At 54.6% G+C, this 16,093-nt stretch carries 10 protein-coding genes; 2 read left to right on the top strand and 8 right to left on the bottom strand.

What is annotated here, in order from left to right; translation table 11 throughout:
• Position 1: 1 nt before the first annotated feature.
• The 6 genes from GYMC10_RS05865 to GYMC10_RS05840 form a co-directional block, all read right to left on the bottom strand.
• Positions 2-676: a sulfite oxidase-like oxidoreductase gene (locus GYMC10_RS05865; RefSeq protein WP_012819305.1), complete on the bottom strand. Its 675-nt coding sequence runs from the start codon at positions 674-676 to the stop codon at positions 2-4.
• Between the two features lie 91 nt (positions 677-767).
• Complete coding sequence (locus tag GYMC10_RS05860; protein WP_012819304.1) at positions 768-1,691, bottom strand: ABC transporter permease; 924 nt, start codon at positions 1,689-1,691, stop codon at positions 768-770.
• Positions 1,675-2,742: an ABC transporter permease gene (locus GYMC10_RS05855; RefSeq protein ID WP_012819303.1), complete on the bottom strand. Its 1,068-nt coding sequence runs from the start codon at positions 2,740-2,742 to the stop codon at positions 1,675-1,677. The genes GYMC10_RS05860 and GYMC10_RS05855 overlap by 17 nt, the downstream gene beginning before the upstream one ends.
• A complete protein-coding gene (locus tag GYMC10_RS05850) occupies positions 2,742-4,235 on the bottom strand; it encodes an ABC transporter ATP-binding protein (protein WP_012819302.1) in 1,494 nt (497 codons plus the stop codon). Before GYMC10_RS05850 ends, GYMC10_RS05855 begins: the two co-directional genes overlap by 1 nt.
• Positions 4,236-4,304: 69 nt before the next feature.
• Complete coding sequence (locus GYMC10_RS05845; RefSeq protein ID WP_009594391.1) at positions 4,305-5,342, bottom strand: BMP family protein; 1,038 nt, start codon at positions 5,340-5,342, stop codon at positions 4,305-4,307.
• 391 nt (positions 5,343-5,733) lie between these two features.
• Positions 5,734-9,576, bottom strand: coding sequence for an S-layer homology domain-containing protein (locus GYMC10_RS05840; RefSeq protein WP_012819301.1), 3,843 nt, complete (start codon positions 9,574-9,576; stop codon positions 5,734-5,736).
• 191 nt (positions 9,577-9,767) lie between these two features.
• On the opposite strand from GYMC10_RS05840, the gene GYMC10_RS05835 reads away from it, so the two are divergent.
• The gene (locus tag GYMC10_RS05835) at positions 9,768-12,389 is read left to right on the top strand and encodes a LuxR C-terminal-related transcriptional regulator (protein WP_012819300.1); all 2,622 of its coding nucleotides are present in this window, start codon (positions 9,768-9,770) and stop codon (positions 12,387-12,389) included.
• A gap of 89 nt (positions 12,390-12,478) precedes the next feature.
• Here GYMC10_RS05835 and GYMC10_RS05830 read toward each other — a convergent pair whose 3' ends face one another.
• Positions 12,479-13,831 carry an MATE family efflux transporter gene (locus tag GYMC10_RS05830; RefSeq protein WP_012819299.1) on the bottom strand — a complete coding sequence of 451 codons (1,353 nt, stop codon included), beginning with the start codon at positions 13,829-13,831 and terminating at the stop codon, positions 12,479-12,481.
• A 397-nt stretch (positions 13,832-14,228) separates the two neighbouring features.
• On the opposite strand from GYMC10_RS05830, the gene GYMC10_RS05825 reads away from it, so the two are divergent.
• Complete coding sequence (locus GYMC10_RS05825) at positions 14,229-15,503, top strand: chitinase (protein ID WP_012819298.1); 1,275 nt, start codon at positions 14,229-14,231, stop codon at positions 15,501-15,503.
• Between the two features lie 121 nt (positions 15,504-15,624).
• Here the strand turns inward: GYMC10_RS05825 and GYMC10_RS05820 are convergent, their stop codons facing one another.
• Positions 15,625-15,990, bottom strand: a complete 366-nt coding sequence (locus tag GYMC10_RS05820) for an MmcQ/YjbR family DNA-binding protein (protein WP_012819297.1) — start codon at positions 15,988-15,990, stop codon at positions 15,625-15,627.
• Positions 15,991-16,093: the final 103 nt, after the last annotated feature.

The following is a 16,093-nucleotide window of genomic DNA, read 5'->3' as shown; positions in this document are numbered from 1 at the left end:
ATTAGTCAAACTCCTTACGTGTCCATTCGTCTTCGGGTATATCCAGCGCCTCGCCGCTAAACCGCTCTTCCTTGAACGGGTCCGCTTCGTTGTGGAAGCCGTTGCGTTCCCAGAAGCCCGGGCGGTCTTCCTTCATAAACTCGATGCCGCGCAGCCATTTGGCGCTCTTCCAGAAATAGCGGTGCGGCACGACCGTGCGCAGCGGCCAGCCGTGCTTGTCCGTCAGCGGCTCGCCGTTGAAACGATAGGCCAGCAGCACATCGTCACGGAGCAAATCCTCGATCGGCACATTCGTGTCATAATCGGGATCGGCATGAAACATGACGTATTTGGCATCCGGCTTGATTTTCAAGCCCGCCAGGAAATCCCGGAACAAGATGCCCTCCCATACCGTATCGAACTTGGACCAGCGCGTAACGCAGTGAATGTCGGTGTTCACGGTTACCGTTGGCAGCGCCAGAATATCTTCATACGTAAAGGTCCGTTCCTCTTCCACTTCGCCGAAAACCCTGAGGGTCCATTCCGACATGTCGTAATGGGGAACCTCCCCTTCATGCAAAATCGGGAACTTCTCGGTCAGCGTCTGCCCCGGCGGCAGCTTGGCCCGCTGCTCTTCGGTCAGGTTGCCCACCGCCACCGGCTTCATTTTCTTCAAACGTTCTGCTTTTTTATGCACCAAGTTCATCTCCTTTACGCTTGATCGCTTTCGCATCCGCTTATCGACGGGATGACTTCAATCACAGATTATCGCGGCACGGGCTGCGCGCTTATCTGGAGCTGGATCCTTGCTTCAGCGCGTCCTGCTGGAAGCTTTTATCCTTAAAGAAGAACATCGCCAGAATCGTTACGACATAAGGCAGCATCTGCGTAAAATGCGTAGGCAGCGCCAGCCCCTGGAACCGGATGCTGAGTGCATCCATAAAGCCGAACAGCAGGCTTGCCGCCGTCACCCCAAGCGGACCCGATTGGCCCAGCATCGTGGCGACGAGCGCGATAAAGCCGCGGCCGGCCGTCATGCCTTCCGTAAACATCGTCACCTGTCCAAGCGACAGCTGCGCGCCTGCAAGCGCACATAACACGCCGCTCGCGAGCACGGCTCCATACTGATACCGTCTTACACGGATGCCCACGCTTTTGGCAGCGAGCGGATTCTCGCCGGCAGCCAGAAAACGAAAGCCGTTCTTCGTGCGATAGAAATAATACCACATGAGGCCCGCAATCAAAAACGACAGATACACAAGCGGCGTCAGGCCCGCCAAAATGGGACCGATCACCGGAATATCCTCGATAATCGGAATGTTCCATTTCGGCAGCCCGACCATCGTATTATCATAAAAAGCACCTTTCACATCAAAAATAGCCCGCAAGCTGAATGTGGTCAATCCTGCCGCCAGCGCATTCATCGCGATACCGACCACGATGACGTTGGCCTGCAGATTAATGCTGAGGTAAGCAAAGATAAAGGAAAAGATCGACACGATCGCAATCGCGAACAAAATCGCGTAAAACACGTTGCCGAAAAAGTGGTTCCCCACCACGGCTGAGAAAGCCCCCAGCAGCATAAAGCCTTCCAAACCGACGTTGAACAATCCGACGCGCGAACACAGGGCACCGCCGAGAGCCGCAAGCAGGATCGGAGTGAGCACGCGGAGGGCCGAGTTGATTAAAGCAAGGTCAAACAGCTGTTCCATCGGATTTGTTCCCCTTTCTGCGCTTCAGGAAGCTGTATGTGAATCGGGCGGAGATAAACAGAATCAGCACGGCTTGGATGATCGCTCCTACCTCAAGCGGCACTTCCGTATTCCGTTCCACGCCCATGCCGCCCGTCTGAAGCGCGGCCAAGAAAATCGATGCAATCAGCGTGCCGATCGGATGCGACCCTGCCAACAAGGCAGCCATGATGCCCGTCCAGGCATAGTCGGCCGTAGATAACGCACCATCGATATAACGATACTGGGAGCCCAGGATTTCAACGGCCCCGCCAAGTCCGGCCAAGCCGCCGCTGAAGAACATCGCGCCAAGCATCATCGGTCCGCGCTTAACCCCGCCGAACAGGGCAAACAGCGGATTGCCGCCTAGCATCCGTACTTCGTAGCCGATCACGGAGCGCTTCAACAAGACGAATATAATCAACGCGGCCAGCACCGCGAGCACAAAGCCGACATGCAGCGGCATGCCGGAGATCAGCTTCGGCAGCCAGACGCTGTTATCGAGCATTTCGGATTGCGCCATCGCGGCCGAACCCGAGCGGTCCTTCAGCGGATAGGCGACCAGATAACCCGCAAACAATACGGCCACATAGTTCAGAAGCAGCGTGGAGATCAGCAGGTTCACCCGGAACCGGGCATCAAAATATCCGGCCATCACCGACCATAATCCCCCTGCAACAACGCCGGCAAGAATCGCAACGATGCACACCAGCCAGCCCGGACCCGGCATATACAATCCGACCAATGCGGCGGAAAGCGCGCCAAACACCATTTGTCCTTCCGCGCCAAGGTTAAAGAAGCCTGCACGGAAGGCAAACGCCGCGCCCAGACCGATCAGAATGATCGGGGTCGCGCGGGACAGCGTATTCGTAAAGAAATACATCCCGCCGAAGGCACCCTTCCACATCTCCGCGTAGGTCTGCAGGATATCGCCGCCGGCAATCATGATCGCGATGGCTCCGGCAAGCAGCCCCACGATGATTGCGGCAATCGGCTGAAGCAGCGGAAGCGTAAATTTAGTCCATTTGTTCATTACAGAGTTCCTCCCGCCATCAGAAGTCCCAATTTCTCTTCTGTCGCTTCCTTCGCCGACAGTTCGCCCGCGATCCGGCCTTCATACATGACCAGAACACGGTCGGACAGCTTCAAGATTTCCGTTAATTCCGACGATACCAGCAAAATTCCCGTGCCCTCTTCGCGCCGCTTGAGCAGTTCGCCATGAATTGTCTCCATGGCACCGATATCGACGCCGCGCGTCGGTTCCGCCGCGATCAGGAACGGAGTTCCCTGCTCCAGTTCCCGTGCCACGATCAGCTTCTGCAGATTGCCGCCGGACAAATACTGCGTGCTGGTCTCCAGAGAGCCCGTCTTGATGGAGAATTTCTGAACCCATCCGGATACAAGCGAACGAATGTCCTTGAGTTTGAGGAAGCCGCCCTGCTGCAAGCGACGTTGGTGCCCCATAAGCCCGGTATCCATCACGGTAGCCGTTCGATTGGCACCCCATACGTAGCGATCCTCCGGAATATGGGCTAACCCGTGCTCCCGTATTTCTCTTGTCGACATGCCGGTTACGTCCTTGCCCGACACGGCAATCCGGCCGCTGTCCGGCTGAGCCAGGCCCGAGATCACTTGAAGCAGCTCGGATTGCCCGTTGCCTGAAATACCGGCAATCCCGACAACCTCGCCGGCCCGTACTTCCAGGTTTACGCCGTCCAGAACCGGCTTGCCTTTCGTTCCGCGGATCGAGACGTCCGATACTTCCAGCACCTTCTCGCCCGGCGTGATCGGCTTGCGGTCCAGTTCCATCAGCTCGCGGCCGACCATGAGACGGGAGAGCTGGTGGGCATCGGTGTTCCCCTTCTCCACCACGCCCGTGACGGCACCGTCACGGAGCACCGTAATGCGATCAGCCACGTCAAGGACCTCGTTCAGCTTATGACTAATCAGGATAAAGCTTTTTCCCTGTTTGGAGAGCTGTTTAATGGCATCCAGGAGCTCCTGCACCTCGAGCGGCGTCAGCACACCCGTCGGCTCATCCAGAATGATGATTTCAGCTCCCTGATACAGCACCTTCAATATTTCAACCCGCTGCTGCACGCCGGGGGCGCTGCTGCTTACGGTGGCGCGCGGGTCCACCTTCATGCCGTATTTTTCGCAGAGTCCTTCAACGATCTTCACGGCTTGCTTGCGGTCAAACCCGGCACCTGAGCCCGGCTCATTGCCGATCACGATATTCTCGGCGATCGTAAACGTAGGAAACAGCATGAAGTGCTGATGCACCATGCCGATTCCGCCTTGAATCGCGTCAAGCGGGCTTGCAAACGAAACTTCCTTGCCATTCAGCCGAATCGTACCCGAGGTTGGCTGCTCCATCCCGTACAATATCCGCATCAGCGTCGTTTTGCCTGCACCGTTTTCCCCGACTATCGCATGAACCTCACCCGCGCGCAGCGAAAAATCAATGCCGCGGTTTGCGCTGAACTCGCCATACTTCTTCGTAATATTGTCCATCTGGAGTAGCATCGAGTCATGCCTTCCTTTCGTTTCTGAATGAAAGACCGACTGCCCATGTGCAGCCGGTCCAGGTAAGAACTAATTTTGTTCCAATGCGTTCGTTACTTTAATCTTTCCGGCGATGATATCGTCGGAAATCACCTTAAGCTGATCCACGATGTCTTGTCCAATGAATGGGTTAAGCGGCGTTTTGCTCTCATGCGTAACGTAAGTGAGACCTACGGCGCCTTCTTTCAGGCCGTAGTCACGAATATCGAAAGTATAGTTGCCCTCTGCAAAATCCTTCACCGTTTCGTATACGACAGCGTCGGTACCTTTCAACTGCGCAAGCACCACATGCTCAGGCTCGGTATTGTCCGTATCTTGTCCGGAAGTGTAGAAGCCCTTCTCTTTCGCTGCTTCGAACACGCCCAGATCGCCAACGGCGGACATGCCGGCTACGAAATCCGCGCCCTTGGAGTTCTGCAGAAGCGCAAGCTCCTTCGCTTTTGCCGGATCGTCGAATCCGCCTACGAAGTTAACGAAAATTTCGATGTTCGGATTGACCGATTTCGCGCCTTCCTCAAAGCCGGTCATATATTTATGCATAATCGGAATGTCGTTGGCCACAACGTTGCCGACCTTGTTCGTTTTCGTTGCCAATCCTGCAGCCGCCCCCAGAAGATAAGCAGCCTCATGCTCGCGGAATCCGACGCTGCGGACGTTCGGCAAATCCACGACCGTGTCAATGATCGCAAACGGCACGTCCGGATTCTCCGGTGCAACCTTCTTCAATGCATCCTCCATCTGGAAGGTGGATGTGATGATCAGATCATACTTCTCGGCAACCGCCGTGCGGAGGTTCTGCTCGATCGAAGCAGGGTCTGTCGATTCAATCGTTTTGACTTCAACGTTGAAATCGGCAGCAGCCTTTTGCAATCCCTCGTCCATCAAGGCAAAGAATGGATTCACGCCGATCTTCTCAGGAAGAACTAGTGCAATGCGTTTCTTATCTTGAGATCCTTCGGAACCGCCATTAGCTGCACCACTGTCAGTAGACTTATCATCGTTGCCGCAACCTGCAAGCAATCCAACGGATAATACGAGTGTTAATAGAATTGACCATGTCTTTTTCATTTCCTGACCTTATCCTCCTAAGTGAGCACTTTTTATACTATTATCCTATGGTATAGACAAGCAGATGTCAAAACAAAAATTTTAGCGTTTTATGTAGTTTAATGTGTTTTTTAGCAAAAATTTGGTGGAAAACTGCGTATATCACAGAACATTACCTTGTCAAAATGTCGATAATGTTCGGAAATTGCCAACATTTGATCAAACGCTTCCGGCATGGATCCGGGATGAAAACGCATTATTTTCAAATTCCTGGCATCACGCAAACCTGGATTCTCTCTATCTATATAAAAAAGGATGCCGTTCGGCATCCTCGCTCTGCATGATTTCTATTTAGATGAAGCAACATACGAAATGTTGAATTCTTCGACTCCAGCCTGCTTCCACCGCCGATTCAATCGATCAGCTCTGAACCTTTCAATAATCGCTGCAGCATGACCGCTGCTTCGCCGCGGGATAACTTCTGGAGCGGCTTAAGCCCTGCGCCCGACCCCAGGACAATTCCTTGCTTCACAAGGGCGGCCGCAGCCGGTGTGGCCCAGTCGGACAGGTCTTCACGGTCCTGGTAAGGGGAGAGGATGGCTGCCGCTTCCATCTCATTCACTGCGCTCGTTATTCCCGCCAGCTCCATCACTCTCGCCATAACCGCTATGGCCTCTTGACGCGTAATGCCTTGGGCCGGCCTGAATTGGCCGTCCTCATACCCCTGAAGAAGCCCATACTGCACAGCTTGCGTTATGACGCCGTTATGCCAGTCCTCTGCGTCGACATCCCGGAAAGCAGGAACTCCGTCCTTCACCTCATCCAAACCGAGCGCCCTCACGATCATGGCGGCAAACTCGGCACGGCTCACTTGGACATTCGGCGCGTAATGAATCGCCCCGGGCTGATTCGCATTTGTGTCTGTCCCACCTTCGGCAAGTCCGGTTCCGTTCAGAATCATCCGCGAAGCAAGATCGTTCACCGCATCCTTGGACCAGTGGAACGATACATCAGCAACTCGCACTTGATAAGATATAAAAGCAATCGTACCTGCTGATAAGGAATGCAGAATCGCCTCGCTGCTTCCGTCCTCCTTCAGCTCGAAGCGCGTCGGGATCGGGTGGAAGCTGCCGTTCCGATCCAGCAAGACAGCCGTTGTCATGCGGCCCGGCATTCCCTGCGGCCAAATGATTCGCTGCTTCATATATTGCGGGAATGGATCTAACTGCAGTGCCGTGTCCTGAGCTTTAGCCGTGATATCAAACTCGATAGGCAAGCCGATAAGCGTAATGCCGGATTGCAATGCGGCCTTCTTAACGGCCTCTACCTTGGCAGCGTCGCTGGCAGCCATCGTCAGGGTTACCGAAATTTGATCCGCGGCCGGCAAGTCCATGCTTCCTGGCGCCCTCCAGCGCGATGATGCCATCACGGCCGCTGGAACGTGGAAATGACCAAGCGCCGATCGGATTTCAATGGCGCCCTGCTTGGCGTTAAGCAGGTCAAGAGCAGCTCCGCTGGTTTCCAGGGAGACCTGATCCGCGGGCCGTGCCAACGCGATGACGATTACCGGATTGTAGTCCACTGTCTCTAAACGGGCTTCCAGCTTAGCCGTATCCAATTTCATCGATACGACGGTATGTCCATTGGCCTCATGGAACAAACCTGTAACCATCCCTTCCTGAGATTCATCGTTTATCGTAACTTTGACGTCTACTCTATTCGAAGGTGCGGCATTGCCTGATGGGCCCGGTATAGCCGATCCTTGGCCGGAACCTCCTGGCGACGAACCTTCCGGTTCTTCAGGCGTTCCGCCACCGCCTCCGGATGAAGCTCTAATTACCGTCGTTCTGTATTTCATGTGCTGGCCGTCAGGCGCCGTCACCACGACCTCGATGGCCTGGCTGCCTACGGCGACGGGGAAGGACGGGCTCTCCTGGCCGGAGAGGAGAGCCATCGGCCCCCATACCAAATTTCCGGCCTCGCCGTACACGCTGGCCGTTACCGACGACCTCGCATCATATACCTGTGCCGTTATCGTGAGGCGGTCCGTATCGCTGGCGATCTGCGCTTTGTAATCATAGTGATCTCTGGCGAACACAGGGCTCAGCGCTACTTCTCCGCTCGACGATCGCAGCGCCAATGCTTGCAAATCAGTGTCGTAGGCCGGAGCCTCATGTTCCCTGACCGTAAAGCTCCAAGCATCCGCCCCCTGAATGCCGGCAAAGCCGGTACCCGAATGGTTACCGATAAAAGCACCCGGCTCGATCTCGACGTAATAGGCTGCTCCCGCATCAAAATCATTCAGCGGATCTATGCTCGCCGCGTTCCCGAGAATCGTGACGCTCCCTGCATCGACGGTCTCGACGACGCGATGATCCGAGGCCAGCCTAATCGCAATCGATTTACCGGACATCGCCGTCACTTCTTCATTAAAGACAACCTGCAAGGTTACATCTTTTTCCACGCCGACAGACTGGTGGGATGGCGTGTAAGATACGGCCTTAAGCTCGGTCGGTGCCTGGATCGCCTTCCATTGGGCATACAGCGTGACGTCCTGCGTACCGAATATAAGCTTGCCACCGGCAGGATAATCGATTCCGCTTCCGTCGGCCTCCGTATTCCAGCCGTCGAAGACATGTCCATCCTTGCCCAGCTGCCCCGTATTGCCCGCCACGACCGCTTCGTCGCCTCTGGCAAACAAACCGCTGCTTACCGGAACATTCCCTGCGGTGTGTCCGTTGCCGTCATAGGTTAACGAGTAGATTTGCGGCCATAGGGTTGTCACCTTCAGCATGCGGTATGCGCTTTTCCTGCCTACGGCATCTTTGACCATGACGTTAAAATAATGATCCGTTCCTGCGGCAAGCCCGTTCACCACCATCCCGGTGTGATCCGCCGCGTAGTTTTCGAGGGGCTTCCCGTTCCTCTCCATTTGGCTGACGTCCCCGATATTCGGGCTGCCGGACGAATATAACAAATACTGCAATTCGTGCTGCTCCGTCATATTGTCCGAGGCTTTCGGCCATTCCAATGCAACGGAGTCTGACGTGATGCTGTGCGGATTCAGGCTACCGCTGCCCGTATCCGGAGACGTCGTATCCAGCACGGCTTTGGTCAGGGTAGGTATTCCCCTCGTATTGTTGTACGTCCCGTCTCCGATCTGTCCTCCGGAGTTATAGCCCCATCCCCAGACGGTCCCATCCTTTTTCATGGCCACGCTATGAAAGCCGCCGGCGGAAATTTCGCGTACATGCTCGATCCCCGGCACAGGGACCGGAATGAGGCTGGAAGCATTCGAGTTTAGGCCCAGCTGCTGTTGACTGTTATCTCCCCAGCTCCATACGTTTCCTGCCCGGTCCACTGCAAGGCTGTGATAACCTCCACCCGCAACGGCAACGATATGCTGCAGGTTTCGAACCTGCACGGGTCTCGTCCGGTGCGTTCTCGTACCGTCGCCAAGCGTACCGTACGTATTGTTTCCCCATGCCCACACGGTGCCGTCTTGTTTAATGGCCAAACTATGGGAACCGCCGGCGGCGATCGCCATGACGTCCGTCAGCCCGGCAACCTGTACCGGAACGTGCCGGTCCGTCGTTGTCCCGTCTCCAAGCTCCCCGCTTCCGTTCACGCCCCAGGCCCATACGGTGCCGTCCGATTTTAAGGCAAGACTGTAGTATCCTCCAGCCGCAATCGCCGTCACATCGCTTAGACCGGCCACCAGAACCGGGGAGTTTTGTTGTATCGTCGTTCCATTTCCCAGCTCGCCGTTGTCATTCTTCCCCCAAGTCCAAACGGTGCCGTTCTCTGAAAGCGCCATGCCGTGATAGGCCAATCCGCCCGATATTGCCTTGATCCCGCTCAGACCCGGAACTTGCGCGGGCGCGTTCACATTCGTTATCGTTCCAATCCCTAACTGTCCGTTCTCGTTTGCCCCCCAGGTCCATACCGTTCCATCCTGCCTTAGCGCCATCGAACTGCGGACGCCGGAGTGAATGTCAATGACATGGTTCAAATTCTTCGCCATGACCGGAGTCGTCCGGGTATTCCAGGTGCCGTCACCCAGTTGCCCCCTGTCTCCGTATCCCCATGAGTAAACTTCACCGCTGCTTACGAGCGAAGCGGTATGATAGTACCCGGCTACAATCTTTGGTGCAACGGCCGCAGCCGCAAAGGCTTGGCGATATCCCAATAACCCATCCAGCTGCAGCAGCAGCAAAGCCGCACACAGCAGGATTTTTCCTGAACGCCTTAGCATAATCTCCTCCTTCGTTTCATCAGCGTAATGATAGCTGCGGCCTGGTTAGGACCGCGGCACCAAGGATGCTATCAAATTTATGGGAGGGAAACGATTGACAAACGTTAACTTTTCATCTTTTTTTTCATATAATCTAGTTATCGCGACTCAATTTCCGTAAAATAACGTTTCGTATATTGCGAGGGTATCCTATGAAACTACTGACCGACTCACCCATTTTGAAAATGAAAATAAGCCTTCCCGGTCTGAAGGAGCATCTGATTCGCCGGGACCGGCTGCTGCAGGATATGGCAGCAGGCCATAAGGGTCAGCTGACAACCATCATCGCGCCTGCCGGATACGGCAAGTCGACGCTGCTCGCCCAATGGGCTCATGAGACCGACGAACGAAGCGCCTGGGTTTCGCTGGACGAACGGGATAACGATCCCGTCCGCTTTTGGAGATACGTGGCGGCCTCGCTGGCCTCGATTCTTCCCGAGGCGCAAGGAGCTCGTCTCATGCACCATACGCAGCTGCTGCCAAGCGCCTCGATCGAAACCTTTCTGGATACGCTGATCAGTGAATTATACGAGGATTCCGAGCCCCTCAATCTCATTCTTGAGGACCTGCACAGTATTCACTCTTCAACCATCCATGGAGGGATTTCCTACTTGATCGACTACCTCCCCGAACATATTCATCTTCTCATCTCGTCCCGGACCGAGCTTCCATTCCCCACGATCAAGGGCGTGGTAAACCATGAGGTCTATCTTATCGGCATGAAGCAGTTGGAATTTACCTATGAGGAGACGGAGCGTTTGTTCCGCCATGCGTCAAACGGTGGCCATTCCAATCTGACCTCGATGGAGCTCGATACGTTACGGAACCAAACGGAAGGCTGGGTTACCGGGCTCCAGCTTGCCGTGATTACCATGCGAACCGGCAGCGGACTGGAAGGATTCGTGGATGATATGAAGGGGAATCCGCTCCTCGTATCCAAATATCTGTTTCAGGAAGTCGTAAGCAAGCTGTCACCCGACGTGTTCTCCTTTTTGCTCCAGACCGCCGTCCTTTCAGAGCTGCATCCGCAGGTTTGCGATGCCGTAACGGATCTCAGCGACAGCCGTCCGATGCTGGAGGAGCTGCAGAAGCTGAATCTGTTTCTGGTTCCGCTGGACGAACACCAAACCTTCTTTCGTTATCATCATTTATTCTCGCAGTTTCTGCTCGACCTGCTACAGCGCGAGTTTGACGGGGAATATACCAAGCGCCATCGGCTCGCCGGGCAGTATTATGCCTCCGTCGGCTCCATGGATGAAGCGATTGACCATATGTTGGCAGCGCAGGACTTCGGGCATGCCGTGAACTTGCTCGAGCAGCATATGCAATCCGTGCTCGAACTTGGAGAGATTGCCACCTTGCTGAAATGGTTTGACCGCATCCACCCCAGCTATCCGATGACACCCGAAATGTCGCTGGCGCATGCTTTTGTCTTGGTACTTACAGGAGATCTCGAACGTTCCGAGCGCATGCTGATCCTTATTGAGGAAGCCTGCGCTGCGCTAGAATCATCGGAACGAAGGGAGCAGCTTATGAGTTCCATCCTGTTCGTGCGGTCCAATCTTGTTTTTCTGAACGGTGACTTCGGCAAATGGTTCGCCTTCAGCGAAGGCATCCTCGACAACCTGATGCCCGACAATCCGATGTACTACCAGTTCGATTACAATCGGCGGGAGCCTTATGTCAGGCGTACCTCGCTCGGCATGAAGGGAACTCTCTCCGCCGATACGGAAAGAATCGCGCATCTGTTTACCGGTGTGCTGGAATCCCACGGGTGGGCGCATTCGCTCATGAACTTATATGTTAAACAATCCTTGTGCGAGGGATATTATGAGTGGAACCGGCTGGCGGAATGCCGGCAGCTGCTGGTGCAGATCCGTAATGCGCCGCCCGCCAAAGAAACGATGGGGCTGTTCGTGCCGCTGCATATCACCGAAGCCAGGCTGTTCGCTGCCGAGGGCAAATTCCATCTAGCCCATTATGCTTTGGATGAAGCGTGCTCCGCTGCGCTTGCCAGGAAATCGAGCCTTTGGCTCGCCCCGTTAAAGGCCGTCAGAAGCTTGATCTATATCCGGGAAGGGCGCATAGCCGAAGCACGGAAGGAAGTGGCCGAGCTCCCCGTTTCCGTCAAGGACAAGCCCGCCTATAGCCGGGAAACGGAATACCTGGCGTTGGTCCGCATGTTAGGCAGACAGCGCAGGGAAACCGAGGCGCTGCGCCTCCTGGAGCTGTTGAAACCTCAGGCGGAGCGCGAACAGCAGCGATCCAGCATCATTGAAATCACAAGCCTGCAGGCGCTGCTGGAACATCAGCGCGGCCAGCGGCAGCAGTCGCTTCATCTTCTTGGCGAAGCCTTGCGTGTCGGGGCACAGAACGGTTATGTCCGTACCTTCCTCGACGAAGGGGAGGACATGTGCCAGCTGCTGCAGCTGTATTCGAGCCGACTCGGACAGGAAGACGGCTTAAGCCTGGAGGAGCTTCGGACGCTTGAATATGCACGCACGCTCGTGAAGCGTTTCCCGGGTTATTCCGAAGCGGATATTTCTTCCGCCGAGACACCCCAGCAAACTCTTCCCGAACGGCTGAATCGGAACGAAATGAATTTGCTGCATCTGATTCGCCAGGGCGCCGCGAATAAACAGATGGCCGCAGCACTCGGCCTGTCTGAAGGAACGATCCGGGTGTATTTGTCCAGACTGTACGGTAAGCTCGGCGTGACGACACGCACGCAGGCTCTGGTTAAAGCCCAGTCGCTGAACCTGCTGGAGGATTAATTGGATAACCCTACAAAAGAACCCCGGGACACGCGTTCCCGAGGTTTTTTTTACGCTATGGATTTACCTTATCATACCCGTCCGCACCATCATGAGCTGAAGGATCGGATCCATTTGAACCGGTTCACCTTCACGATCGCCACAAAACACTTCAGGATTTGATCCGATTTCAGGCAGATGAACACGGCAAGCGGCGATAAATGGAACACAAAAGCGCATAAGGCGGATGAGGGCAGCACGATCAGCCACATAAATATCAAATCGTTGTACAGCACAAAGCGGGTGTCTCCGCCGCTCCGCACGATGCCCGTTAAAGCCGGCATCTGGTAGGCCGTTCCGACCACGGTGATCGACAGCACCGTCATGAAATGCAGGGCAAGCGTTTTGGCCTCATCGGATATCGAATAGAAGCCCAGCACGAAATCCTTGATCACAAACAGCACGGCCCCCGTCAATAAACCGAGCAGGATATACAGAATCTGCAGCGTTTTGGCATACGATATGATTTTATCCATCATGCCCTCGCCGATGGTCTTCCCGATCAGCACGGCCGTTGCGCTGGCGGAAGCGTACACGATGACCGTCACCATCTGGAAAATCGTTGTAGCAATGCTGTTGGCGGCGATCGCGGATTCCCCCATATGCCCCAGGATGGCGGTTTGTGCCGCCATGGCAAGCCCCCATATCGTATTGGACATCAGAATCGGGGAGCCTACGCGAATGTACTGCTTGAAGAGCTCCATATCGAACTTCAGGAAATCCTGCAACTTTAACAGGATCTTGCGATCGAACCGCTTAACATACACGATGACGATCACGCATTCAATAATCCTCGCCGTCAGGGTAGCGATAGCCGATCCGGACACGCCCAGCTCCGGAAAGCCCATATACCCGTAGATCAGGATGTAGTTCAAGCAGATGTTGATAACCAAGGTGGACAGCGATACCACGAAGCCGATTTTTACCGTTTCCACGCTTCTTAAGGAAGCCAGCAAGGAGCTGGTGACGGCAAAGAAGATATAAGAAAAGCAGATGATGCGCAAATATTCCACGCCGGCAGCTATGACATTCTCTTCCTTGGTAAACAAGGACAATACCTCGTGCGGGAAAAAGAACACGATGACCCATAACACGATGCTGAGAAGGATGGCCATGCGCATGCCGATGCTTGCCGCTTTTTTGATCAAGCCTAAATCCTTGGCTCCCCAGAATCTGGACGACATGATGACCAAGCCTTCACATACGCCCAGAACCAGCATGTGCAGCAGGAATTGGATCTGGTTCGCCAGCGCGACGCCTGACAGCGCCGATTCGCTGTATCCTCCCAGCATGACGTTGTCCGACAAATTCACGCCGACCGATATCAGGTTCTGCATCCCGATCACAAGCGTCAGCCAGAAAAAACTTTTGTAGAATCCTTTTTCCCGAACAAATAAACTCATGTCAGCTAACCTTCTTCGACTATAAGATGATGAATCTCTAATATATACGAAAATATGCAAATGAACAGAACCAAATGAAGTGAAACATCCTTACCGCCGTGTAGTAGATTCATAGAATCAAAAACATAATAACATTATAATGTTTTTACGTTTAAAAACTAGTCGTCTGGTTGCACTACACTACGAAAGTCGGTAATCGAACTTCGACGGCATCCTGGAGGATTCCGCAGCAAATCCCCTGCCCCTTGTCTCATCTCTCCCCGCTTGATCGCCCAATAGGTCATGTACAATGCTAAATTCGCGTTATGCCGTGGGATTTCCTGACTATGTACAAAACGACATACCGTATATATGATGGCAATGTAATTCCATCCCAACGATATAGAGGAGAATGTGTATGACCGTGTGGAAATATCCGTTATCCCGCAACATGGTTCAGCGCAGCATGATTGCAGCCCTCAGCGCTGTCCTCCTTATGACCCCGCTTCAAGCCCTTGCTGCCGATGAGGCGCCCCAAGCCGAGGCATCGCCAATGAAAACGCCGTCCAGCATCCCGACCGACACCACGGCTTTCGCACAATTCACGGGGAATCCAGCCGATTCCCTGGTGATTGGGGAGCACCGTTTGATCAGCCGCAAGGAGATCGACCGGCACTGGGACGGCCTTGATCCGGATTACACGCCGGAAAAGTCGATCGAAGCGGTTAAAGCGCTGCTGTCGGAGGAAGACTTCGAGGCTTTATTTCCTTACAGGCTAGGTTCGGCCGCATGGTTTAACGTCGCCAAGGGCAAAGAATACTATAAAGCCGATCAGACGGACTATTTCTCTTACGACAACCTGATTCACGCGGTGGCCGAGGTGTCCAATCTGAAGATCAAGATCCGCACGCGGCAAGGAGCCCCTTCCGCCCAAGAGATTTACCGATTGGACAAAGATGCCCGGGTCGAAACACTCGTCGTGCGTTCGGCGGATTTCTATTCGGCCGAGAACCTTAACCAAGCGATTGAAACCGTTATCATTGACGGCGGCACCTTTCTCAAGGAAGGGTTCAAGAAGGACCGCAAGCGCGAACTGGCCGCCTTCCTGGCCAATCTCTCCCACGAAACCGGCGGGGGCTGGGCTGCCGCTCCCGGCGGCCCGCTTCGCTGGGGATTGTTCTGGAACGAAAACATCGCCGGCCGGACAGGGGTCAACATGGATGCCTTCGTTGATCCGGCAAGCGCAGAGCTGTATCCCGGATCGCCGGACAAGCGCTATTATGGGCGGGGACCGATCATGCTCAGCTGGAACTTCAACTACGGACTCTTCAGCTCCATTATCTATGGGGATAAAAGCGTGCTGCTGGACCATCCCGAGATCGTTGCCGCCGACGGCAAGATCGGCTACATGACCGCCATCCTCTTCTGGATGACGCCGCAGGACCCGAAACCTTCCGCCCATGACGTGATGGTCGGCAGATGGAAGCCTTCCCCGCTCGAGAAGTTCAGGGGACTGGGCAGTCCCGGCTTCGGCACAACGGTGATGGTCTTGAACGGCCTGGAAGCGAACCTCGGGGAAACCGAGGGCAGTCCCGTGCAGCGGCGCGCCGGGCATTACCGCGATATCACGGGCCGTATGGGCGTCGATATTACCGGAGAGAAGGTCGATACATTAGGGATGAAACCGTTCTGATGCGGAACCCGCCTGAAGCTCGGATCCATCACGTTTGATGGATCATGCAAAATCGCCCTTGGCGGATGGATGGCTTGCAGCCACCACGCTGCCATAGGGCGATTATGTTGTGGAGCAGCCTTCATACCAGTCGCTGGGAGATGGCAACACGCTGCGCTTTCGGCAAACTCTTCAGCACCAAATCGTAGGAATGGTCGATCATATCGTGCAGGTCTGCTTCCGTTAGGGAGCCATCGACGGTCACCGTGTTCCAGTGCTTCTTATTGAGATGGTATCCGGGCTGCACGGCGTCATGCTGCTCGCGCAAATTCTCCGCGATGACCGGATCGCATTTCAGGGAAATATGGCTGACCTTCTCCCCTGCCGTGGTGGTAATCAGGGCAAACATTTTGCCGCCGACCTTCATGACGATCGGAAGCGGTCCGAACGGATAATCCTCGGCTGCGGCTTTCTTCGAAAGACAATAAGCAATGAGTGGGCTTCGCACCTGGAAATTCTCTCCTTCAAGATCAGATCTATTTGATTATAGTAGATGATGTTTCCCTGTTCAATTCCGTTTGATATGTTGTTCATGCTCCGTTCATACAACT

Origin of the sequence: Paenibacillus sp. Y412MC10, from assembly GCF_000024685.1 — a bacterium.
Taxonomy (GTDB): domain Bacteria; phylum Bacillota; class Bacilli; order Paenibacillales; family Paenibacillaceae; genus Paenibacillus_AQ; species Paenibacillus_AQ lautus_A.
This window is presented reverse-complemented; position numbering and strand designations above follow the sequence as displayed.

Excerpts from the sequence above, each read along its gene's own strand:
- GYMC10_RS05860 (WP_012819304.1), bottom strand. The coding sequence starts at position 1,691 with ATGGAACAGCTGTTTGACCTTGCTTTAATCAACTCGGCCCTCCGCGTG.
- GYMC10_RS05855 (WP_012819303.1), bottom strand. The coding sequence starts at position 2,742 with ATGAACAAATGGACTAAATTTACGCTTCCGCTGCTTCAGCCGATTGCC.
- GYMC10_RS05850 (WP_012819302.1), bottom strand. The coding sequence starts at position 4,235 with ATGCTACTCCAGATGGACAATATTACGAAGAAGTATGGCGAGTTCAGC.
- GYMC10_RS05845 (WP_009594391.1), bottom strand. The coding sequence starts at position 5,342 with ATGAAAAAGACATGGTCAATTCTATTAACACTCGTATTATCCGTTGGA.
- GYMC10_RS05840 (WP_012819301.1), bottom strand. The coding sequence starts at position 9,576 with ATGCTAAGGCGTTCAGGAAAAATCCTGCTGTGTGCGGCTTTGCTGCTG.
- GYMC10_RS05835 (WP_012819300.1), top strand. The coding sequence starts at position 9,768 with ATGAAACTACTGACCGACTCACCCATTTTGAAAATGAAAATAAGCCTT.
- GYMC10_RS05830 (WP_012819299.1), bottom strand. The coding sequence starts at position 13,831 with ATGAGTTTATTTGTTCGGGAAAAAGGATTCTACAAAAGTTTTTTCTGG.
- GYMC10_RS05825 (WP_012819298.1), top strand. The coding sequence starts at position 14,229 with ATGACCGTGTGGAAATATCCGTTATCCCGCAACATGGTTCAGCGCAGC.